Genomic DNA, 21,708 nt, shown 5'->3' on the forward strand with positions numbered 1-21,708 from the left:
GTCCAGGGGGGCGCCCTCGGCGCCGTACAAAGCCCTTACGGGGCTTGTCAGTTGCTCTGGGTGCCGAGGTGGTGCACGCGGAGCATGTTGGTGGTGCCGGGGACCCCGGGGGGCGAGCCGGCGGTGATGATCACGGTGTCGCCCGCGTCGAAGCGGCCGAGCCTCGCGACCTCCTGGTCCACCAGGTCGACCATCTCGTCGGTGGTGTTCACGAACGGCACCACGTGCGGCTCCACGCCCCAGCTCAGGGTGAGCTGGTTGCGGGTGCCCTCGTCGGTGGTGAAGGCGATGATGGGCTGGACCGCGCGGTAGCGGGAGAGACGGCGCGCGGTGTCACCGGACTGGGTGAAGGCGATCAGGCCCCGGCCGCCGAGGAAGTCGGCGATCTCGCAGGCCGCGCGGGCCACCGAACCGCCCTGCGTGCGCGGCTTCTTGCCGGGCACCAGCGGCTGCAGGCCCTTGGAGAGCAGCTCCTGCTCGGCCGCCTGGACGATCTTCGACATCGTCTTGACCGTCTCCACCGGGTACGCGCCCACGCTGGACTCGGCGGACAGCATGACCGCGTCGGCGCCGTCCAGGATCGCGTTGGCCACGTCGGAGGCCTCGGCACGGGTCGGGCGCGAGTTGGTGATCATCGACTCCATCATCTGGGTCGCCACGATCACCGGCTTGGCGTTGCGCCGGCACAGCTCGATCAGGCGCTTCTGCACCATGGGGACCTTCTCGAGCGGGTACTCGACGGCCAGGTCGCCACGGGCCACCATCACGGCGTCGAACGCCGCGACGACGTCCTCCATGTTCTGCACCGCCTGCGGCTTCTCCACCTTGGCGATGACCGGCACCCGGCGGCCCTCCTCGTCCATCACGCGGTGGACGTCGGCGACGTCCTTGGCGTCCCGGACGAAGGAGAGCGCGACCATGTCGCAGCCCATGCGGAGGGCGAAGCGGAGGTCCTCGATGTCCTTCTCGCTCAGCGCGGGCACGTTGACGGCCGCGCCGGGCAGGTTGATGCCCTTGTGGTCGGAGACGACACCGCCCTCGATGACGATCGTCCGCACCCGCGGGCCCTCGACGTCCAGGACCTTCAGCTCGACGTTGCCGTCGTTGATCAGGACCTGGTCGCCGCGCGAGACGTCGCCCGGCAGCCCCTTGTACGTCGTACCGCAGATGTGCTTGTCGCCCGGTACGTCCTCGGTCGTGATGACGAACTCGTCACCGCGCTCGAGCTCGACCGGACCCTCGGCGAAGGTCTCCAGGCGGATCTTCGGGCCCTGCAGGTCGGCGAGGACGCCGATGGGCCGGCCGGTCTCCTTGGAAGCGGCCCGGACGCGGTCGTACCGCGCCTGGTGCTCGGCGTGGGAGCCGTGGCTGAAGTTGAAGCGGGCTACATTCATGCCCGCCTCGATCATGGCGACGAGCATCTCGTGGGAGTCGACCGCGGGGCCGAGAGTACAGACGATTTTCGAACGGCGCATGGGGCGATCCTATCGGTTTGTTTCGCTGCGGAATATTCCGTCTGGCGGAAGATACAAATGGGCGGACATGCGCTCAGGCGTGTTACTGCGGTGTATTGCTCAACTGCTCTTTCCGACCAGTGCGTAGGTCTGGGTGGCGATCTCCATTTCCTCGTCCGTCGGGACCACGGCGACGGCGACACGCGCGTCCCCCGGCGAGATCACCCTGGACCGGTCCGCTCGTACGGCGTTCAGCTCCGGGTCGACCGCCAGGCCGAGGCCCTCCAGGCCCGCGATCGCGGCCTCCCGGACCGGCGCCGCGTTCTCGCCCACGCCGGCCGTGAAGGCGACCGCGTCCACCGTCCCCAGGACGGCGTAATAGGCCCCGATGTACTTCTTGAGCCGGTGAATGTAAATGTCGAAGGCGAGGGCGGCTTCTTCGTCGCCCTCGTCGATCCGGCGGCGGATCTCCCGCATGTCGTTGTCGCCGCAGAGACCGAACAGACCGCTCCTCTTGTTGAGAAGAGTGTCGATCTCGTCCATGGACATTCCGCCAACACGCGCCAAATGGAAGATGACGGCCGGATCCAGATCACCGCTTCGCGTACCCATCACCAGCCCCTCCAAAGGCGTCAGCCCCATGGAGGTGTCCACGCACCGCCCCCGCTCGACCGCGGAGGCCGAGGCGCCGTTGCCGAGGTGCAGCACGATGACGTTGACCTCGGAGGGGTCCTTGCCCAGCAGCCGCGCGGTCTCCCGGGCGACGTAGGCGTGCGAGGTGCCGTGGAAGCCGTAGCGGCGGATGCGGTACCGGTCGGCGATCCGCGGGTCGATCGCGTAGCGGGCCGCGGACTCCGACATGGTCGTGTGGAACGCGGTGTCGAAGACGGCGACCTGGGGCAGGTCGGGGCGCAGCGCCCGCGCGGTGCGGATGCCGGTGAGGTTGGCCGGGTTGTGCAGCGGGGCGACGGGGATCAGCCGCTCGATCTCGGTGAGCACCGCGTCGTCGATGACCGTGGGCTCGGTGAAGAACATGCCGCCGTGCACCACCCGGTGCCCGATCGCGGCCAGTTCCGGCGAGTCCAGCCCGAGGCCGTCCCGGCCCAGCTCCTCGGCGACCGCCTTGAGGGCGGCGTCGTGGTCGGCGATCGGACCGCCGTACTCGCGGGTGTCACCGCTGGTGACGCAGGTGTGCCTGAGCCGCGAGGTCTGCTCGCCGATGCGCTCGACCAGTCCCACCGCCAGCCGGCTGTGGTCCCGCATGTCCAGCAGCTGGTACTTCACCGACGACGAGCCGGAGTTGAGGACGAGGACGCGGGTGGGGGAGGTCACTGCTGGTACGCCTTCTCGCTGGAGTTCTGGGCCTGGATCGCCGTGATGGCGACCGTGTTCACGATGTCCTGCACGAGCGCGCCCCGGGACAGGTCGTTGACCGGCTTGCGCAGACCCTGCAGCACCGGTCCGACGGCGATCGCGCCGGCCGAGCGCTGCACGGCCTTGTAGGTGTTGTTGCCGGTGTTGAGGTCGGGGAAGATCAGCACGCTGGCCTGCCCGGCGACCTCGGAGCCGGGCAGCTTGGCGGCGGCCACGGTCGGCTCCACGGCCGCGTCGTACTGGATCGGCCCCTCGATCTTCAGGTCCGGCCGCCGCGAGCGCGCCAGCTCGGTCGCCTCGCGCACCTTGTCCACGTCCGCGCCCGAGCCGGACGTCCCGGTGGAGTACGACAGCATCGCGATCCGCGGCTCCACCCCGAACCGCGCGGCAGTGGCCGCCGACTGGACGGCGATGTCCGCCAGCTGCTCGGCGTCCGGGTCCGGGTTGACCGCGCAGTCGCCGTAGACCAGCACCTTGTCGGCCAGGCACATGAAGAACACGGACGAGACGATGGAGGAGTCCGGCCTGGTCTTGATGATCTCGAAGGCGGGCCGGATGGTGGCCGCCGTGGAGTGCACCGACCCGGACACCATGCCGTCGGCCAGGCCCTCCTGGACCATCAGGGTGCCGAAGTAGTTCACGTCGGACACGACGTCGTAGGCCAGCTCGGCCGTGACGCCCTTGTGGGCGCGCAGCCGGGCGTACTTCTCGGCGAAGGCGTCGCGCAGCTCGGAGGTGGCCGGGTCGATCAGCTGGGTGTCGCCGAGGTCGATGCCGAGGTCGGCGGCCTTCTTGCGGATCTGGTCCTCCGGGCCCAGCAGCGTCAGGTCGCACACGCCCCGGCGCAGCAGCACCTCGGCCGCGTGCAGCACCCGCTCCTCGCCGCCCTCCGGGAGGACCACCCGGCGCTTGTCGGCGCGGGCCTGTTCGAGCAGCTTGTGCTCGAACATCATCGGGGTGACCCGGTCGCTGCTCGGCGCGGAGACCCGGCCGGCCAGGCCGGCGGTGTCCGCGTACCGCTCGAACAGGCCGAGCGCGGTCTCCGCCTTGCGCGGGGTGGCCGCCGTCATTTTCCCCTCCAGGGAGAAGAGCTGCTCGGCGGTGGGGAAGCTGTTGCCGGTCACGGAGAGGACCGGGGTGCCCGGCGCGAGGCGCGCGGCCAGGGTGAGGATCTCCTCGCTCGGCACCTCGTTCAGGGTCAGCAGCACGCCGGCTATCGGCGGGGTGCCGGCGCTGTGCGCGGCCAGCGAGCCGACGACCAGGTCGGCGCGGTCCCCGGGGGTGACGACCAGGCAGCCCGGGGTCAGGGCGCCGAGGAAGTTCGGCAGCATCGCACCGCCGAAGACGAAGTCGAGGGCGTCCCGGGCGAGCCCGGAGTCGTCGCCGAGCAGCACCCTGGCGTCGAGGGCCTGGGCGATCTGGGAGACGGTCGGCGCGGAGAGCGCGGGCTCGTCGGGCAGGACGTAGCAGGGCACCGGCAGCCGGCCGGCCAGCCGCTCGGCGATCTCGTCGCGGTCCTCGCGGGTCACCCGGTTGGCGACCATGGCGAGGACGTCGCAGCCGAGGCCGTCGTAGGCGCGGTGGGCGTTGCGGGTCTCGGCCAGCACGGACTCGGCGCTCTGCCCGCGGCCGCCGACCACCGGCAGCACGGAGGCGCCGAACTCGTTGGCCAGGCGGGCGTTGAGGGACAGCTCGTCCGGGAGCTGGGTGGCGGCGAAGTCGGTGCCGAGGACGAGCACGACGTCGTAGTCGCGGGCCACCAGGTGGAAGCGGTCGACGAGGGCGGAGACCAGCTCGTCGGTGCCCTGCTCGGCCTGGAGCGCGGACGCCTCGTGGTAGTCCATGCCGTAGACGGTCGCCGGGTCCTGCGAGAGGCGGTAGCGTGCCCGCAGCAACTCGAACAGGCGATCGGGACCGTCGTGGACGAGCGGGCGGAACACCCCCACCCGGTCGACCTGCCGGGTCAGGAGTTCCATGACCCCCAGCTCCACGACCTGTCGGCCGTCGCCGCGGTCGATCCCGGTCACGTACACGCTGCGCGTCACGTGTCCACTCCGTTCCTCATGTCTTGTACGGCGCGTCGTCGGCACAAAAATCGCCCACCGAGGTGAGCGGCCCTCTTGACAGTACCCCTGCTGCCGGATAAGGCGCCCGTCAGGATTTCACCGCCCCGGCGGACGTGAAAGAATCGGAACCGGCTCACCGGTACCCACAGCGAGCAGGAGACACAGCACGATGCGCATCGGAGTTCTCACCGCAGGCGGCGACTGCCCCGGCCTGAACGCCGTGATCCGGTCGGTCGTGCACCGGGCGGTGGCGCAGTACGGCGACGAGGTCATCGGATTCGAGGACGGCTACCGGGGCCTGCTCGACCGCCACTACCGCTCCCTCGACCTGGACGCGGTCAGCGGCATCCTGGCCCGCGGCGGCACCATCCTCGGCTCCTCCCGCCTGGAGCGCGACCGGCTGCGCGAGGCCTGCGCCAAGGCGACCGACATGGTCGCGGAGTTCGGCATCGACGCGCTGATCCCGATCGGCGGCGAGGGCACCCTGACCGCGGCCCGCATGCTCTCCGACGCCGGCCTCCCGGTCGTCGGCGTGCCCAAGACCATCGACAACGACATCTCCTCCACCGACCGCACCTTCGGCTTCGACACCGCCGTCGGCGTCGCGACCGAGGCGATGGACCGCCTGAAGACGACCGCCGAGTCCCACCAGCGGGTGATGGTCGTCGAGGTCATGGGCCGGCACGCCGGCTGGATCGCGCTGGAGTCCGGCATGGCCGCCGGCGCCCACGGCATCTGCCTGCCCGAGCGCCCCTTCGACCCGGCCGACCTGGTCAAGATGGTCGAGGAGCGCTTCTCCCGCGGCAAGAAGTTCGCCGTCGTCTGCGTCGCCGAGGGCGCCCACCCCGCCGAGGGCACCATGGACTACGGCAAGGGCGAGATCGACCAGTACGGCCACGAGCGCTTCCAGGGCATCGGCACCGCGCTGGCGTACGAGCTGGAGCGGCGCCTCGGCACCGAGGCCAAGCCGGTCATCCTCGGCCATGTCCAGCGCGGTGGCGTGCCCACCGCCTACGACCGCGTCCTCGCCACCCGCTTCGGCTGGCACGCCGTCGAGGCCGCGCACCGCGGCGAGTTCGGCCGGATGACCGCGCTGCGCGGCACCGACATCCTGATGGTGCCGCTCGCGGAGGCGGTCACCGAGCTGAAGACGGTGCCGAAGGACCGCATGGACGAAGCCGAGTCGGTCTTCTAGCCGTCGCCGGCAGGCTCAGGGCGACGCGGCCTCAGACCGCTTCGCCGGCCTCCTCGACCGACGCCCAGAAGTTGTCCACGATCCGGTCGAGGAAGTCCCGCCCCGACTCGCTGGCGCTGTCGCTGCCGCCGCCCCAGCTGAGGGTGGCGGCCATGTGGCCCTGGTAGTCCTGGTGCAGGTCCTGCAGGACGTCCTCCAGGACGCCCCGGTCGACGGGCGCCAGCTTCGCCACCGGGCGGACGTACGCCTGCCAGCGGGTGGTCACCGCGCTGTGCAGCAGCTCGGCGAGCTTCGCCTCGCGGCCCGTGACGGCCACGAAGTCGGGCAGGGCCAGGCGCAGCGTCTGCGCGAGCGCGGCCGACTGGCGCTCGCTGCCGCGCCAGGACCCGCTCTCCTCCATCCGCAGATACGCCGGCAGGTCCACGCCGACCGCACGGGCCACGTCCCCCGGCGCGACCCCGCGCGCGATGCGGTGCTCGCGCAGCGTGCGGGGCCGGCCGATGAGCTCCCCCGGAGAACACCACAACACGCCTGAGAGTGCGGTGAGTTCGGGGTTGCTCGGGGAGACGGTGCCGCGCTCCCAGGCGATCACGAGATCGGGCGTGACGTACGGCAGCCCGTACGACGCCCGCATGCCGTAGGCGACGTGCTCGGGGCCCATGCCGAGCGCGGCGCGCAGCCTGCGGGCGGCCGGGGCGTTGAACGGAGGAGCTGAGGGTGGGTGCACCCCGGACAAGCTAGGGGTGCGGTGACGGGATGGCTACGGTCTGTTCGGCCAGGATCACGGATTGTCGGAACGTACAGTTCCGGCCGTTCGGTATGTAACGGACGGAACACTTCCCCCCGGGGCCGCTCGACGGGCCCCGGTTCGCTCCTCGGGCGGGCTCAGCGCGTCTGGAAGACCCAGCGGTACACCAGCTCCGGCCGCCCCACCTGCCCGTACAGCGGGCTGCGGTCGGCCCGGCCCGCCTCGACCAGGTGCTCCAGGTAACGGCGCGCGGTGATCCGCGAGATGCCCACGGACTCGGCGAGCCCGGCGGCCGTCAGGCCCTCCGGCGCCTCGCGCAGCGCGCCGGTCACCCGCTCCAGGGTCGGCCCGCTGAGCCCCTTGGGGAGCGCGGCGGGCGCCGGGGCCCGCAGGACCGCCAGCGCGCGGTCCACCTCGTCCTGCCCGCTCGCCTCGCCCACCGCCGCGTGGAACTCGGCGTAGCGGACCAGGCGGTCGCGGAGCGTGGCGAAGGTGAAGGGTTTCAGCACGTACTGGACGACGCCCAGCGAGACGCCCTCCCGAACCACCGCCAGGTCCCGCGCGGACGTCACCGCTATCACGTCCGCGTGATGCCCGGCGGCCCGCAGGGAGCGGGCGAACTGCAGGCCGTGCACATCCGGGAGGTGCAGGTCCAGCAGGAGCAGGTCCACGGCCGTGCGGTCCAGGACGCGGCGGGCCTCGGCGCCCGTGTGCGCCTTCCCCACCGCGACGAAGCCCGGCACCCGGCCCACGTACATCACATGCGCGTCGGCGGCGACCGGGTCGTCCTCCACCACCAGCACTCTGATCGGCCGGGAGTCCGTCACGCCGCACCCCCTCCGGGCACCGGGGACGCCGTGCGCAACGGCAACCGCACCTCGAACACCGCGCCGCCCTCGCCCTCGTCGTCCGGTTCCGCAACCGTCAGCGTGCCCTCGTGGCGGGTCACCGCCTGCCGGACCAGGGCCAGCCCGAGGCCCCGTCCGCCGGGCCCGGCCGGCTTCGTGGAGAACCCCCGCTGGAATACCAGGTCGGCGTGGTCGGGGTCGACACCGGGGCCGGTGTCCGCCACGCGCAGCACCAGTTCGGCGTCCGAGGCGTACGCCGTCACGGTCACCCGCGCCCGCACGCCGCCCTGCGCCGCGTCCACCGCGTTGTCGATCAGGTTGCCGAGGATCGTCACCAGGTCGCGCGCCGGGAGGTCGCCGAGGAGGCCGTCGTCCAGGCCGCTGTCCGGCGACACCACCAGCTCCACGCCCCGCTCGTTGGCCTGGGCGGTCTTGCCCAGCAGCAGTGCCGCGAGCACCGGTTCGCTCACCGCCGCCACCACCTGGTCGGTCAGCGCCTGCGCCAGTTCCAGCTCGGCCGTGGCGAAGTCCACCGCCTCCTCGGCCCGGCCCAGCTCGATCAGCGACACGACGGTGTGAAGCCGGTTCGCCGCCTCGTGCGCCTGCGAGCGCAGCGCCTGGACGAAACCGCGCTCCGAGTCCAACTCACCCATCAGTGACTGGAGTTCGGTCACATCGCGGAGGGTCGCGACGGTGCCGCGCCGCTCTCCGCCGGACACCGGGGAGGTGTTCACCACCAGCACCCGGGACGCCGTCAGATGCACCTCGTCCACCCGCGGCCGTGAGGACAGCAGCGCGCCGGTCAGCGGCGCCGGCAGCCCCAGGCCGGCCACCGTGCGGCCGACCACGTCCTCCTCCTCGCCGACGCCCAGCAGCTCCCGGCCCCCGTCGTTGATCAGCGCCACCCGGTACTGCCCGTCCAGCATCAGCAGGCCCTCGCGGACCGCGTGCAGCGCCGCCTGGTGGTAGTCGTGCATCCGGCTCAGCTCGGTGGAGTTCATGCCGTGGGTGTGGCGGCGCAACCGGGCGTTGACGACGTACGTGCCGACCGCGCCCAGCAGCAGGACGCCGCCGGCCACCCCGAGCAGGGCGGTGACCTGGTCCCGGACCCGTTGGCTGATGGTCTCCACCGTGATGCCGGCGCTGACCAGGCCGACGATCCGGCCGTTGTCGGTCACCGGGGTCACCGCGCGCGTGGAGGGGCCGAGCGTGCCGGTGTAGGTCTCGGTGAAGGTGTGCCCGTGCTGGGCGGGGGCGATGGTGCCGAGGAAGCGTTTGCCGATCTGCCGCCGGTCCGGGTGGGTCCAGCGGATGCCCGAGGGGTTCATGATCGTGACGAAGTCGACGTTCGTGTCCCGGGTGACCTGGAGGGCGTACGGCTCCAGACGGGCGCTGGGGTCCGCGGTGCCGATCGCCGAGCGGACCGAGGGGGAGTCCGCGATCGACCGGGCCACCGCCGTGGCCTGCCGCGCGGCCGCCGCCTCGGCCTGCCGCTGGTCGCTGACGTAGGTGAACAGCGCGTACCCGGCCACGACCACCGCTATCAGCACGGCCTGCATGGCGAACAGCTGGCCCGCCAGGCTGCGGGGTCGGGTGAGGGACGGAAAGCGCATGCCAGCAGTGTGCCTCCCCGGTTCGGCGTGAACTAAATGAACGGAAGGGTGACCGCCCTCACAGCTCGGGAGATAGTCACGGCATTCCCCCAGTAACCCCGGACGTGAGCCGCACGCCGGTTGTTCACCGACAAAGACGTCAAGGAGGGCAGTCGTGGCCGCCAGCACCCCCGATACGGCACCTGCCGCACCCCGTGTGAAGCGGGACCGGACCCACTATCTGTACATCGCCGTCATCGTGGCGGTCGCGCTCGGCATCGCCGTGGGCCTGATCTGGCCCGATGCCGCGGTCCAGCTGAAGCCGCTGGGCACCGGCTTCGTCAACCTGATCAAGATGATGATCTCGCCGATCATCTTCTGCACGATCGTGCTCGGGATCGGATCCGTCCGCAAGGCGGCCAAGGTGGGCGCCGTCGGCGGTATCGCCCTCGGCTACTTCCTCGTGATGTCGCTGGTCGCCCTCGCCATCGGCCTCGTCGTCGGCAACGTGCTGCACCCCGGTGACGGGCTGCACCTGACGAACGCGCTCCGGCAGACCGGGCACGCCCAGGTCTCCAGCGACGCCCTGCCGCCCGTCGACTTCGTGCTGTCGATCATCCCGACGACGTTCGTGTCCGCCTTCACCGAGGGCCAGGTCCTGCAGACGCTGCTGGTCGCCCTGCTCGCCGGGTTCGCCCTCCAGGCCATGGGTTCGGTCGGGCAGCCGGTGCTGCGCGGCATCGAGCACATCCAGCGCCTCGTCTTCCGCATCCTGTCCATGGTCATGTGGGCCGCGCCGATCGGCGCCTTCGGTGCCATCGCCGCCGTCACCGGCTCGGCCGGCCTGGACGCGCTGAAGAGCCTCGCCGTACTGATGCTCGGCTTCTACGTCACCTGCTTCCTGTTCGTCTTCGTGGTGCTCGGCGCGCTGCTGCGGATCGTCGCCGGGGTGAACGTCTTCTCCCTGTGCAAGTACCTCGCCCGGGAGTTCCTGCTGATCCTGTCCACCTCCTCCTCCGAGTCCGCGCTGCCGCGGCTGATCGCGAAGATGGAGCACCTGGGCGTCAGCAAGCCGGTCGTCGGCATCACCGTGCCGACCGGGTACTCCTTCAACCTCGACGGCACGATGATCTACATGACCATGGCGTCGCTCTACATCGCGGACGCGCTGGGCACCCCGATGTCGGTGGGCGAGCAGATCCCGCTGCTGCTGTTCCTGCTGCTGGCGTCCAAGGGCGCGGCGGGTGTCAGCGGCGCGGGTCTCGCCACCCTGGCCGGCGGCCTGCAGTCGCACAAGCCCGCGCTGGTCGACGGGGTCGGCCTGATCGTCGGCATCGACCGGTTCATGAGCGAGGCCCGGGCGCTGACCAACTTCGCGGGCAACGCGGTCGCCACCGTGCTGGTCGGCACCTGGACCAAGGAGATCGACCGGGCGCGGGTCGGGCAGGTGCTCGCCGGTGAGCTGCCGTTCGACGAGACGACCCTGCTCGACGAGAACCGGTCCACGGGCGCCGGGGTGCCCGATCCCCGGGAGGAGGAGCTGGCCAAGGCCTGACCGACCGTACGAGTTCCGGACGCCCGGCCCCGCCTGACCCGGGGTCGGGCGTCCGGCCGTCGGCGCGCTACGGCCGCGCACTCACCTCGGCCACCAGTGCGGTGGCCCTCGGGGCGGGCACGCCCGCCGCGGTCAGCACCGTGACCGTGGCGGCGCGGCCCGCCTCCTCGGCCGTGAGCAGGCCGTCGTTCACCGCCTCCATCAGGGCGAACAGCATCTGCTCGTGCACGTACGCCAGGGCCGGCGCGGGCAGTGGGGAGCTGAAGACGCCCGTCTCCAGGCCCTGCCGGAGCACCCGCAGCTTGGCCTCGCGCAGGGGCGCCAGGCGTTCGCGGATGCCCTGGACGGTGACCGTGCGCTGGGCCAGGGCGATCAGCAGCCGGTAGCGGTCGGCGGTCGCCCAGATCGCGAGGACCGACCGGGCCACCGCCTCCGCCGGGTCCGCCACCCCCGCGCGCACCGCCGCGTCCGCGTCTGCCAGCGCCTGCACCGCCTCGTCGACGAGGGTGCTGATCAGCGCCTCACGGCTGGGGAAATGGCCGTACACCGTGCGTCGTACGACGCCGGCGGCGCGCGCGATCTGGTCCATGGAGGCGTCGGGGTCGCGCAGCAGCTCGGCGAGGGCGACGTCGAGGATGCGGCGCCGGTTGGCGTCGGCGCGGCTGGGGTTACCCGTGGTCATGACAGTCATTCTGCACGCCCTTCCGTGAGTTGCACAGCGCTGTGCAACGCCGTACATTGCACATGGTTGTGCAATTGCACGCCGCTGTGCAAGTGCTGTCGCGTACCCGAGGAAGGCGATCCCTGCCATGCGACTCGTCATGACCGAACCGGTCGAGAAGATGGAGCGCCCCTACGCCCGGCGCTGGTGGGCGCTGCTGGTGCTCTGCCTGAGCCTGCTGATCATCGTGATGGCGAACACCGCCCTCACGGTCGCCGCGCCCGACATGACGAAGGACCTCGGGCTCTCCGGCGCCGACCTGCAGTGGGTGATCGACGGCTACACCGTCCCCTACGCGGCCCTGATGCTGCTGCTCGGCGCGATCGGCGACAAGTACAGCCGGCGCGGGGCGCTCGTCCTCGGGCTCGTCGTCTTCGGCGGGGGCGCCGTCTTCGGCTACCTCGCCACCAGCGCGGCCACCGTCATCGCCGCCCGCGCCGTGATGGGCGTCGGCGCCGCGCTGATCATGCCGGCCACCCTCTCGCTGCTCGCCGCGACCTTCCCGCGGGCCGAGCGGGCCAAGGCGATCACCCTGTGGACGGCCACCGCCGGCCTCGCCATCGCCGCGGGCCCGGTGGTCGCCGGCGCGCTGCTGCGCCACCACGGCTGGTCCTCGACCTTCCTGATCAACGTGCCCGTCGCGGCCCTCGCGATCGTCGCCGCCTTCGTCCTCGTACCGCCGTCCAGGGCCGGGCACCACGACCGCATCGACTACGTCGGCGGCCTGCTGTCGGTGATCTGGACCGGCTCGCTCGTCTACATGATCATCGAGGGCCCGCACTTCGGCTGGGGCGTGAAGGCCGTCACGGCGGCGGTCGTCGCGGGCGCCGGCCTGGTCGCCTTCGTCCTCTGGGAGCTGCGCCACCCCCGCCCGATCCTCGACGTGCGCCGCTTCACCGGCCGTCGGTTCGCGGGCTCCAACCTGGCCGTCGCCCTGTTCTTCCTCGCCGTCTTCGGCGCCTTCTACTACCTCACCCAGCACCTGCAGTTCGTCCTCGGCTACGACGCCCTGCAGACCGGCGTGCGCATGCTGCCGCTGGCCGGCGCCGTCTTCGCGGGCTCCGCCCTCACCGGCTGGCTCACCCCGCGCGTCGGCATGCGGATCACCGTCACCGCGGGCATGGTCGGCGGCACCACGGCCCTCGCACTGCTGACCCGGGTGGACGCCGGCTCCACCTACGGCGACTTCGTGGCGCCCCTGATCATCCTCGGCCTCGCCATCGGCCTCGCGCTCTCGCCCTGCACCGACGCCATCATGGGCGCCTTCCCGGAGTCCGAGCTGGGCGTCGGCGGTGCGGTCAACGACACCTCGCTGGAGCTGGGCGGCTCGCTCGGCATCGCCATCCTCGGCTCGCTGCTCGCCACCTCGTACGGCGACCACCTCACCGACGCCACGGCCGGCAGCAGGCTCCCGGCGAACGCCCTGGACACCGCCCGGGACTCGGTCGGCGCCGGGTACGCCGTCGCCCAGGGCATCGGCGACAAGGCGCAGCAGCTCGCCGCGGAGGCGGGCCGCACGAGCGACCCGCAGCAGGCAGCGCAGCTCAAGCAGCAGGCCGCCGAACTCGCCGCGGACGCCCGGCGGATGGCCGACGCGGTCGGCTCCTCCTTCTCCGACGCGGTCGCCCACACCAGCCTGGTCGGCGCGATCGTCCTCGGCATCGGCACGGTCCTGGTGGCGGTCCTGCTCCCGCGCCGCGAGGCTCCTGTGACGGAGATGAAGGAAGAGCGGAAGGAACTCGCGCAGAGCGCCGCCGGCTGACACCTTCGCGCCCCGATCCGTTAACGTGCCGCTGCGGATCGACCGGAACGGCACGTCGGTGCGTGGCGTCATGTAGGTGTGAGTCAGTTTGGAGGCACGGGGGATGAAGATCGACTGGGACCGGCGGACCTGCGCGCGCAAGGGTCACGTGACCTACGCGCCCGAGGATCCGCGGCTGCGTACCCGGCTGCACGCCCAGACCGCCCTCGGGGACGTGTGGCGCTGCCTGCGCTGCGGCGACTTCGTGCTCGGTGAGCCGCACGGCTCGGGACCGGCCGCGGACGCCCCGCTGGTACCGCGCGGCAAGGTGCTGCGGGACCTGTTCATCCTCCGCTTCCTGGCGATCGAGCGGGCCGTGCGCGGGGTGTTCATCGTCCTGGTCGCCGTGGCGGTGTGGAAGTTCAGCAACAGCCAGGACGCCGTGCGGCGGCTGTTCAACCAAAACCTGGACGTGCTGCGCCCGGTCTTCAGGCACTTCCACTACGACCTCGACCACTCGCCCGTCGTCGGCTCCATCCAGAAGGCCTTCGGCTACAAGCACTCCACGCTGCTGCTGGTGGCCGCCCTGCTGCTGGCCTACGCGCTGATCGAGCTGGTCGAGGCGGGCGGTCTCTGGTACGCCAAGCGCTGGGCGGAGTACCTGACGGTGGTCGCCACCGCCGCGTTCCTGCCCCTGGAGATCTACGAACTCACCGAGAAGATCAGCTACCTGAAGATCGTCACGCTGGTCCTCAACATCCTCGCCGTTCTCTACATCCTCCTGGCCAAACGCCTCTTCGGCCTGCGCGGCGGCCGCCGCAAGTTCGACGAGGAACGCCACAGCGCCTCCCTGCTGGAGGTGGAGGAGTCGGCGGGGGTCGGCTCGGTCGGCGTCTTGCATTGACGTCGGCGTCAACGCCTACCGTCGGGGGCATGCGAATCGGCGAGCTGGCCGCGCGGGCCGGGACGACGACACGGACCCTGCGCTACTACGAGGCGCGGGGGCTGCTGCCGGCCCGGCGGGACGGCAAGGGGCACCGCACCTACGACGAGGGCGACCTCAGGCTGCTGGAGCAGATCCGGACGCTGCGGGACTTCGGGTTCGACCTGGAGGAGACGCGGCCGTTCCTGGAGTGTCTGCGTGCCGGTCACCCGGAGGGCGACTCCTGCCCGGCCTCGCTGGTGGTCTACCGGCGCAAGCTGGACGAGCTGGACGCGCTCATCGGGCAGCTCCGGGCCGTGCGGGACACGGTCTCGGGGCAGCTGCGACGGGCCGAGCGGGCCCGGGACGAGCTGGCCGCCGAGTCGCTGGTTCCGGGGGGTCCGGAACCCGTGTGCGAACTGGGAGGGCCGGCTCGATGAGTCTGACGAGCGGACTGGACGAGGTGACGGACGCCGACTTCGAGGCGGAGGTGATCGGTGCGGATCTGCCGGTGCTGGTGCAGTTCACGGCCGACTGGTGCGGGCCGTGCCGGCAGCTCGCGCCGGCGCTGAAGGACATCGCCTTCGCGGAGGGCGACCGGCTGAGGGTCGTCCAGCTCGACGTGGACCGCAATCCGCGGACCACGATCGCCTACAACGTGCTGTCGACGCCGACCCTGATGGTCTTCCGGGACGGCGAGCCGGTGCGTTCGATGGTGGGGGCACGGCCCAAGCGGCGGCTGCTGGAGGAACTGGCCGACGTGCTGTAAGGCGGTCGCGCCCACGAAAAATCCCCCGAGTAATTGCACTCGGGGGATTTCTGTGCGTATATTCAGTGGTTCGCGACTTCAATTCGAAATAGGTCGCGGAGAAGCTCAGTGGGCACAGTCTATCCGGGCGGGAGCGGAATTGTCAAACGCGGATTGGTCGAACAGTGAATTTCCAGACGATGAATTGCGGCACGAGCAGGAATTCATCGACGGACTGTACGCGCGCGTGGACGTGCTGCGCGGCGAGACCGAGGCCTCGGTCTCGGACGCGCTCGCCCAGGGTGACAAGCCCATGCAGGCCCGGCTGGAGCGGGACATCCTGGTCGCCGAGCGCTCGGGGCTGCTCGCCGCGCTGAACGCCGTGGACGGCTCGCTGTGCTTCGGCCGGATCGACCTGGCCGACGGCACCAGCCACCACATCGGCCGCATCGGGCTGCGCGAGGAGAACGCCGAGCGCACGCCGGTCCTCATCGACTGGCGGGCCGATGTCGCCCGCCCCTTCTACCTGGCCACCGGCCACACCCCGATGGGGCTGCGCCGCCGCCGGCACATCGCCACCGAGGGCCGCACCGTCACCTCCCTGCACGACGAGATCCTCGACCTCGGCGACGCCACCCGCACCGGGCACGAGGACCCCACCGGGGACGCCGTGCTGCTGGCCGCGCTGAACTCGGCGCGCACCGGCCGGATGGGCGACATCGTGCAGACCATCCAGGCCGCCCAGGACCGCATCATCCGGGCGCCGTACCGGGGTGTGCTGGTCGTGGAGGGCGGCCCGGGCACCGGCAAGACCGCGGTGGCGCTGCACCGCGCGGCCTACCTGCTCTACGAGCACCGGGAACTGCTGGCCCGCCGGGCCGTCCTGATCGTCGGCCCCAACCCGGCCTTCCTCGGCTACATCGGCGAGGTGCTGCCCTCGCTCGGCGAGACCGGCGTGCTGCTGGCCACCGTCGGCGAGCTGTTCCCCGGGGTGAAGGCCACCGCCACCGACACCCCGCGGGCGGCCGCCGTCAAGGGCGGCGCCGCCATGGCCGAGGTGCTCGCCGCCGTCGTGCGCGACCGGCAGGCCCTGCCCGACCCGGTCATCGCGATCGAGCACGAACGCGAGGTGCTGATGCTGGACGACGGCCTGGTGAGCGTCGCCCGCGAACGCACACGGGCCGCCGGGCTGCCGCACAACGCGGCCCGCGAGCACTTCGAGGGCCACATCCTCAACACGCTCACCGAGCTGTACGCCGAGCGCGTGGGCACCGACCCCTACGACGGCAGCAGCCTGCTCGACGCCTCCGACATCACCCAGATCCGCGACGAACTCGCCGAGAACCCGGAGGTCTGGTCCGCCATCGACCGGTTGTGGCCCCGGATCACCCCGCGCCGGCTGCTCGCCGACTTCCTCGCCGAGCCGGACGGCCACCTCCCCCAGGAGGACGCCGACGCGATCCGGCGCCCGGTGACCCGCGCCTGGACCGTCGCCGACGTGCCCCTGCTGGACGAGGCCGCCGAACTCCTCGGTGAGGACGACCGCTCGGCCCGCTTCCGCGCCGAGCGGGAGCGCGAGACGCAGATCGCCTACGCGCAGGGCGTCCTCGACGTCTCGTACGCCTCCCGGACCTACGAGTTCGAGGACAAGGAGGACAGCGATCCCGAGTCCTCCGAGGTGCTGTCCGCCCACGACATCATCGACGCCGAGCGGTTCGCCGAGCGGCACGAGGAGGCGGACCACCGCAGCGCCGCCGAGCGGGCCGCCGCCGACCGCACCTGGGCGTTCGGGCACATCATCGTCGACGAGGCGCAGGAGCTGTCGCCGATGGCCTGGCGGCTGCTGATGCGACGCAGCCCGACGCGTTCGATGACCCTGGTCGGCGACCCCGCGCAGACCGCGGAGGCGGCCGGGGTCGGCTCCTGGGCGGACATCCTCGCCCCCTATGTCGAGGACCGCTGGGAGCACACCCGGCTCGGCGTCAACTACCGCACCCCGTCGGAGATCATGGACCTGGCCGCGGCCGTGGTCCGTGCCGAGAACCCGGACTTCGAGCCGCCCAGCTCGGTCCGCTCCACGGGCGTGCGGCCCTGGGTGCGCAGGGCCGACGGCGAGCTGCCCGAGGCCGTCGCCAAGGCGGTCGCCGAACTCACCCCGGCCGAGGGCCGCCTGGCGGTCATCGCCCCGCGCGAGCTGCACCGCGCCCTGGCCGCCCGCCTGGACGGCGTCACGGCCGGGGCCGAACCCGACCTGACGCGGGCGGTCGTCCTCCTCGACCCGCGCCAGGCCAAGGGCCTGGAGTTCGACTCGGTGCTGGTGGTGCAGCCGGGCGGCTACGGCACCAGCGACCTGTACGTGGCCCTGACCCGGGCGACACAGCGGCTGGGGGTGCTGCACACCGGCGACCTGCCGACCGCCCTGGGCGAGGCGGCCGCGTAGGGCAGGCGGGGCGGCCGGGCCCGGACTCCGGCCCGGCCGCCCCGCTCCCTCAGGCCGGCCGCAGCCACACCGTCGCGAGCGGGGGCAGGGTCAGGCGGATGCTCGCCGGGCGGCCGTGCCAGGGCTGGGGTTCGGGCTTGACGACGTCCGGGTGGGTGACGTCGCTGCCGCCGTACCGGCCGGCGTCCGTGTTGAGGGACTCGTGCCAGGCCGGGACGTCGTCCGGGACCCCGATGCGGTAGTCGTGGCGCACCACCGGGGCCAGGTGGGAGACCGCGAGGAGCGGGCTGCCGTCGGCGTCGTACCGCAGGAACGCGAGGACGTTGTCGTCCGCCGCGTCGCCCGTGATCCACTGGAAGCCCGCCGGGTCGGCGTCCCGCTGCCACAGCGCCGGGGTCGCCCGGTACAGCCCGTTCAGGTCCCCCACGAGTTCCCGCACGCCCCGGTGATCGGCCGCGGCGCCGTAGGACGGGTCGAGCAGCCACCAGTCGGGTCCGTGCGCCTCGGACCACTCGGCGCCCTGGGCGAACTCCTGGCCCATGAAGAGGAGCTGCTTGCCGGGGTGGGCCCACATGAAGCCGAGGTAGGCGCGGAGGTTGGCGCGCTGCTGCCACCAGTCGCCCGGCATCTTCGACACCAGGGACCGCTTGCCGTGGACCACCTCGTCGTGGGAGATGGGCAGGACGTAGTTCTCGCTGTAGGCGTACACCATCGAGAAGGTCATCTCGTGGTGGTGGTACTTGCGGTGCACGGGGTCGTGGCTCATGTACTGGAGCGAGTCGTGCATCCAGCCCATGTTCCACTTCAGGCCGAAACCGAGTCCGCCGAAGCCGCTGGGGCCCTTGTGGTGGGTGGGGCGGGTGACGCCGTCCCAGGCCGTCGACTCCTCGGCGACGGTCACCACCCCGGGGCAGCGCCGGTACACGGTGGCGTTCATCTCCTGGAGGAAGGCCACCGCGTCCAGGTTCTCCCGGCCGCCGTGCTCGTTGGGCGTCCACTGGCCCGGCTCGCGCGAGTAGTCGAGGTAGAGCATGGAGGCGACCGCGTCCACCCGCAGGCCGTCGATGTGGAACTCCTCGCACCAGTACACGGCGTTCGCCACCAGGAAGTTGCGCACCTCACGGCGGCCGAAGTCGAACTCCAGCGTGCCCCAGTCGGGGTGGGCGGCCCGCAGCGGGTCGTGGTGCTCGTACAGCGGGCGCCCGTCGAACTCGGCCAGCGCCCATTCGTCGCGCGGGAAGTGGGCCGGGACCCAGTCCATGATCACGCCGATGCCGGCCTGGTGCAGCCGGTCCACCAGGTACTTGAAGTCGTCGGGGGTGCCGAGGCGGGCCGTCGGGGCGTAGAAGCCCGTGACCTGGTATCCCCAGGAACCGCCGAAGGGGTGCTCGGCGACCGGCATCAGCTCGACGTGGGTGAAGCCCATCTCCGTGACGTACGCCGGGAGTTGCTCGGCCAGCTGCCGGTAGGTCAGCCTGGGACGCCAGGAGGGCAGGTGCACCTCGTAGACGGAGAACGGCGCCTCGTGCACCGGTGTCCTCGCCCGGCGGGCCATCCACTCGGCGTCGCCCCACTCGTGGTGCGAGGCGTCCACGATCGAGGAGGTGGCCGGCGGTGCCTCGGTACGGCGGGCCAGGGGATCGGCGCGCAGGGTGTGGGAGCCGTCCGGGCGGGTGATCTCGAACTTGTACAGCTCGCCCTCGCCGATCCCCGGCACGAACAGCTCCCAGATCCCCGTGGAACCGAGGGAGCGCATCGGGAAGCCGGTGCCGTCCCAGAAGCCGAAGCTGCCCGCGACCCGCACGCCTTGCGCGTTCGGCGCCCACACCGCGAACCGGGTGCCCGCCACGCCCTGGTGGGTCGTGACGTGCGCGCCGAGCGCGTGCCACAGCTGCTCGTGCCGGCCCTCGCCGATCAGATGCAGGTCCAACTCGCCGAGCGTGGGCAGGAAGCGGTAGGCGTCCTCGGTCTCCTGGACGGTGCCGTCGTACCCCACCAGCAGCCGGTAGGCGGGGACCGAGGCGAGCGGCAGCAGCCCGGAGAAGAAGCCGTCGCCGTCGTCGTGCAGCTCCGCCCGCAGCTCGCCGGAGAGCACGGTGACCGACCGGGCGTACGGGCGGAAGGCCCGGAAGGCCACCCCGCCCGGGACCGGGTGGGCGCCCAGCACGGAGTGCGGGGCGTGGTGGGTGCCGTGCAGCAGCCGCTCACGGTCGCCGGCGTCCACCGCGGGGGACACGGCGACCTCCTTGACGGGCTCCGGCTCCGGCGAGCGCGCCTTGGGCACCCCGACGGGCTCGGCCTGGGCGGCGGCCCTCTTCCCGGCCGTGTTCCTGGTGGCCTTGGTCTTGCCGGACTTGTTCTTCTCAGTGGCTGACTTCTTGGACGTCACGAGCGAGTCTCCCGGGGGAGGAACGGGTCAGGTCGGGTCGGACGTGGCGAGGCGGCGGACCGCCGACATCGGTACGGAGAGCCAGTCGGGGCGGTGCCGGGCCTCGTAGACGACCTCGTAGACCGCCTTGTCGGTCTCGTAGGCACGCAGCAGCACCGGATCGGTGCGCGGGTCGCGGCCGGCGACCTCCGCGTACCCGGAGCAGTAGGCGGCCCGGCAGGCGCGCGCCCACTGGTGCGCGGGCGGGTTCGCCGAGTGGGCCGCGTAGTCGAAGGAGCGGAGCATCCCCGCGATGTCCCGCACCGGCGGCTGCGGCATGCGCCGCTCGGCCAGCGGCCGGGCCGGCTCTCCCTCGAAGTCGATCAGCGACCAGTCGCCGGACGGCGAGCGCAGGCACTGCCCGAGGTGCAGATCGCCGTGGACGCGCTGGGCGGTCCAGGTGCGCCCCTCGGCGGCCAGACCGGACAGCGCCGTGTACGCCGACCGCAGCCCCTCCTCGTACGGCATCAGGGCCGGCACCGCCTGGACCGCCGCCGCCAGCCGCTCGGTCATGCCGTCGACCAGCAGCCGCAGCTGGGCCTGGCCGAGGGTGACCGTCGGCAGGGCGTGGGCGAGGGCGGTGTGCACCTCGGCGGTGGCGCGGCCCAGCGCCCGCGCCTCGGCGGCGAAGTCCTCGCCCTTGGCCAGCTCGCGCAGCGCCAGGTCCCAGCCGTCGGCGGCGCCGTTCACGAAGGGCTGGAGCACGGCCAGCACATACGGTCCCTCGGGTTCGCCGTCGGCGTCGGCGTGCAGCCACGCCGTCGGCGCGGGCACCCGGGGGCAGCCCTCGCGGGCCAGCGCCAGGGGTATCTCCAGGTCGGGATTGGTGCCGGGGACGACCCGGCGCAACAGCTTCAGGATGAACGTATCTCCGTAGACCACCGACGAGTTGGACTGCTCGGCGGTCATCAGCCGGGCCACGAGACCCTCCCGGATCTCCTGGCGCGGGTCCCGCTCGAACCGCAGCCCCCCGACGCGTGCCCGGCTGCGCAGCGCCTCCAGGAGCACCTCGGCGGGCCGGGGGTCGTACAGCGCCTCGTACACCGTGCGTCCGGCGAGCGGGCCCTTCTCCACATGGCCGATCAGCGCGGGCGCCAGCCGGGGCGGCAGCGCCTCGCGCACGCCTATCAGGAGCTGGTAGCAGTCGCCGGGGTGCGGTGGCGCGCCCGGCGCGGGCGGCTGGTCGACGCGCAGCAGCAGGTGGTACAGGCCCAGCCGGCCGTCGGGCGGCAGCAGTTCGGTGGCGGCCACGGGGGTGAACCCGGTGACCGGCCGGCCCTTGCCCGCGAACCAGCGCTGCCTCGGCAGCCACGTGCGCAACAAGGGGTCCAGCGAGGCGAGGAGAGTGCCGGTGGTACCGGTGCTCGAAGGGGTGCCGGATGAGGTGACCGTTTCCGCCATGGGCGTCACGTCCTTTCCCCGGGTCGTCGGGGTGTTACTGATGCGTGCCCCGGGTGGGGCGGTGGAAACCGACCGCCGCCCCACCCGGCCGCCGTTACGCGGCGTCCCGGCGCAGCCGGAACCAGTAGAAGCCGTGCCCCGCGAGGGTGAGCAGGTACGGCAGCTCGCCGATCGCCGGGAAGCGCACCCCGCCGAACAGCTCGACCGGGTGCCGCCCGCCGAACCGGCTCAGGTCCAGCTCCGTGGGCTGTGCGAAGCGGGAGAAGTTGTGCACGCACAGCACCAGGTCGTCCTCGTACTCGCGCAGGAAGGCGAGCACGGCCGGGTTCGAGGACTGCAGCTCGTTATAGGACCCCAGTCCGAAGGCAGGATTCTGCTTACGGATCTCGATCATGCGGCGCGTCCAGTGCAGCAGGCTCGACGGCGAGGACATCGAGGCCTCGACGTTGGTGACCTGGTAGCCGTAGACCGGGTC

17 protein-coding genes are annotated in these 21,708 nt (G+C 71.9%); 7 read left to right on the forward strand and 10 right to left on the reverse strand.

Annotated features, from left to right (window positions below):
- Nucleotides 1-47: 47 nt before the first annotated feature.
- The 3 genes from pyk to pta form a co-directional block, all read right to left on the reverse strand.
- Nucleotides 48-1,475: a pyruvate kinase gene (gene pyk, locus ACWEN3_RS16495; protein ID WP_452970879.1), complete on the reverse strand. Its 1,428-nt coding sequence runs from the start codon at nt 1,473-1,475 to the stop codon at nt 48-50.
- 99 nt (nt 1,476-1,574) lie between these two features.
- Nucleotides 1,575-2,786 (reverse strand): acetate kinase, encoded by a 1,212-nt coding sequence (locus ACWEN3_RS16500; protein ID WP_452970882.1) that lies wholly within the window; start codon nt 2,784-2,786, stop codon nt 1,575-1,577.
- Nucleotides 2,783-4,873: a phosphate acetyltransferase gene (gene pta, locus ACWEN3_RS16505; protein WP_452970885.1), complete on the reverse strand. Its 2,091-nt coding sequence runs from the start codon at nt 4,871-4,873 to the stop codon at nt 2,783-2,785. The genes ACWEN3_RS16500 and pta overlap by 4 nt, the downstream gene beginning before the upstream one ends.
- A gap of 190 nt (nt 4,874-5,063) precedes the next feature.
- Between pta and ACWEN3_RS16510 the strand changes: the two genes are divergently transcribed.
- Nucleotides 5,064-6,089 carry an ATP-dependent 6-phosphofructokinase gene (locus tag ACWEN3_RS16510; RefSeq protein ID WP_452970888.1) on the forward strand — a complete coding sequence of 342 codons (1,026 nt, stop codon included), beginning with the start codon at nt 5,064-5,066 and terminating at the stop codon, nt 6,087-6,089.
- A 31-nt stretch (nt 6,090-6,120) separates the two neighbouring features.
- Here the strand turns inward: ACWEN3_RS16510 and ACWEN3_RS16515 are convergent, their stop codons facing one another.
- The 3 genes from ACWEN3_RS16515 to ACWEN3_RS16525 all read right to left on the reverse strand — a co-directional run bounded on the left by ACWEN3_RS16515 (nt 6,121) and on the right by ACWEN3_RS16525 (nt 9,298).
- Nucleotides 6,121-6,816: a helix-turn-helix domain-containing protein gene (locus tag ACWEN3_RS16515; RefSeq protein WP_452970891.1), complete on the reverse strand. Its 696-nt coding sequence runs from the start codon at nt 6,814-6,816 to the stop codon at nt 6,121-6,123.
- 158 nt (nt 6,817-6,974) lie between these two features.
- Complete coding sequence (locus tag ACWEN3_RS16520; protein ID WP_452970893.1) at nt 6,975-7,664, reverse strand: response regulator; 690 nt, start codon at nt 7,662-7,664, stop codon at nt 6,975-6,977.
- Nucleotides 7,661-9,298 carry a sensor histidine kinase gene (locus ACWEN3_RS16525; RefSeq protein ID WP_452970895.1) on the reverse strand — a complete coding sequence of 546 codons (1,638 nt, stop codon included), beginning with the start codon at nt 9,296-9,298 and terminating at the stop codon, nt 7,661-7,663. Before ACWEN3_RS16525 ends, ACWEN3_RS16520 begins: the two co-directional genes overlap by 4 nt.
- Before the next feature lie 154 nt (nt 9,299-9,452).
- Between ACWEN3_RS16525 and ACWEN3_RS16530 the strand changes: the two genes are divergently transcribed.
- Complete coding sequence (locus ACWEN3_RS16530; RefSeq protein ID WP_452970898.1) at nt 9,453-10,832, forward strand: cation:dicarboxylate symporter family transporter; 1,380 nt, start codon at nt 9,453-9,455, stop codon at nt 10,830-10,832.
- Nucleotides 10,833-10,899: 67 nt separating this feature from the next.
- Here the strand turns inward: ACWEN3_RS16530 and ACWEN3_RS16535 are convergent, their stop codons facing one another.
- Nucleotides 10,900-11,523: a TetR/AcrR family transcriptional regulator gene (locus tag ACWEN3_RS16535; RefSeq protein WP_452970901.1), complete on the reverse strand. Its 624-nt coding sequence runs from the start codon at nt 11,521-11,523 to the stop codon at nt 10,900-10,902.
- Between the two features lie 118 nt (nt 11,524-11,641).
- Here ACWEN3_RS16535 and ACWEN3_RS16540 point away from each other — a divergent pair, with 118 nt between their 5' ends.
- The 5 genes from ACWEN3_RS16540 to ACWEN3_RS16560 all read left to right on the forward strand — a co-directional run bounded on the left by ACWEN3_RS16540 (nt 11,642) and on the right by ACWEN3_RS16560 (nt 17,404).
- The gene (locus tag ACWEN3_RS16540) at nt 11,642-13,315 is read left to right on the forward strand and encodes an MFS transporter (protein WP_452970903.1); all 1,674 of its coding nucleotides are present in this window, start codon (nt 11,642-11,644) and stop codon (nt 13,313-13,315) included.
- Nucleotides 13,316-13,418: 103 nt separating this feature from the next.
- A complete protein-coding gene (locus tag ACWEN3_RS16545) occupies nt 13,419-14,198 on the forward strand; it encodes a DUF2127 domain-containing protein (RefSeq protein WP_452970906.1) in 780 nt (259 codons plus the stop codon).
- Between the two features lie 29 nt (nt 14,199-14,227).
- A complete protein-coding gene (locus ACWEN3_RS16550) occupies nt 14,228-14,656 on the forward strand; it encodes a MerR family transcriptional regulator (protein WP_452970909.1) in 429 nt (142 codons plus the stop codon).
- On the forward strand, nt 14,653-14,985 hold the full coding sequence (locus tag ACWEN3_RS16555; RefSeq protein WP_452970912.1) for a thioredoxin family protein: 333 nt from the start codon (nt 14,653-14,655) through the stop codon (nt 14,983-14,985). The genes ACWEN3_RS16550 and ACWEN3_RS16555 overlap by 4 nt, the downstream gene beginning before the upstream one ends.
- A gap of 184 nt (nt 14,986-15,169) precedes the next feature.
- Nucleotides 15,170-17,404 carry a HelD family protein gene (locus tag ACWEN3_RS16560; protein ID WP_452970913.1) on the forward strand — a complete coding sequence of 745 codons (2,235 nt, stop codon included), beginning with the start codon at nt 15,170-15,172 and terminating at the stop codon, nt 17,402-17,404.
- A gap of 49 nt (nt 17,405-17,453) precedes the next feature.
- Here ACWEN3_RS16560 and glgB read toward each other — a convergent pair whose 3' ends face one another.
- From glgB to ACWEN3_RS16575, 3 genes are all read right to left on the reverse strand, one after another.
- A complete protein-coding gene (glgB, locus tag ACWEN3_RS16565; protein ID WP_452970921.1) occupies nt 17,454-19,688 on the reverse strand; it encodes a 1,4-alpha-glucan branching enzyme in 2,235 nt (744 codons plus the stop codon).
- A gap of 132 nt (nt 19,689-19,820) precedes the next feature.
- On the reverse strand, nt 19,821-21,233 hold the full coding sequence (locus tag ACWEN3_RS16570) for a maltokinase N-terminal cap-like domain-containing protein (protein WP_452970916.1): 1,413 nt from the start codon (nt 21,231-21,233) through the stop codon (nt 19,821-19,823).
- A gap of 94 nt (nt 21,234-21,327) precedes the next feature.
- On the reverse strand, nt 21,328-21,708 hold a 381-nt coding region (locus ACWEN3_RS16575), incomplete at its 5' end, for an alpha-glucosidase C-terminal domain-containing protein (RefSeq protein WP_452970918.1).

It is taken from the genome of Streptomyces sp. NPDC004561, from assembly GCF_053602155.1.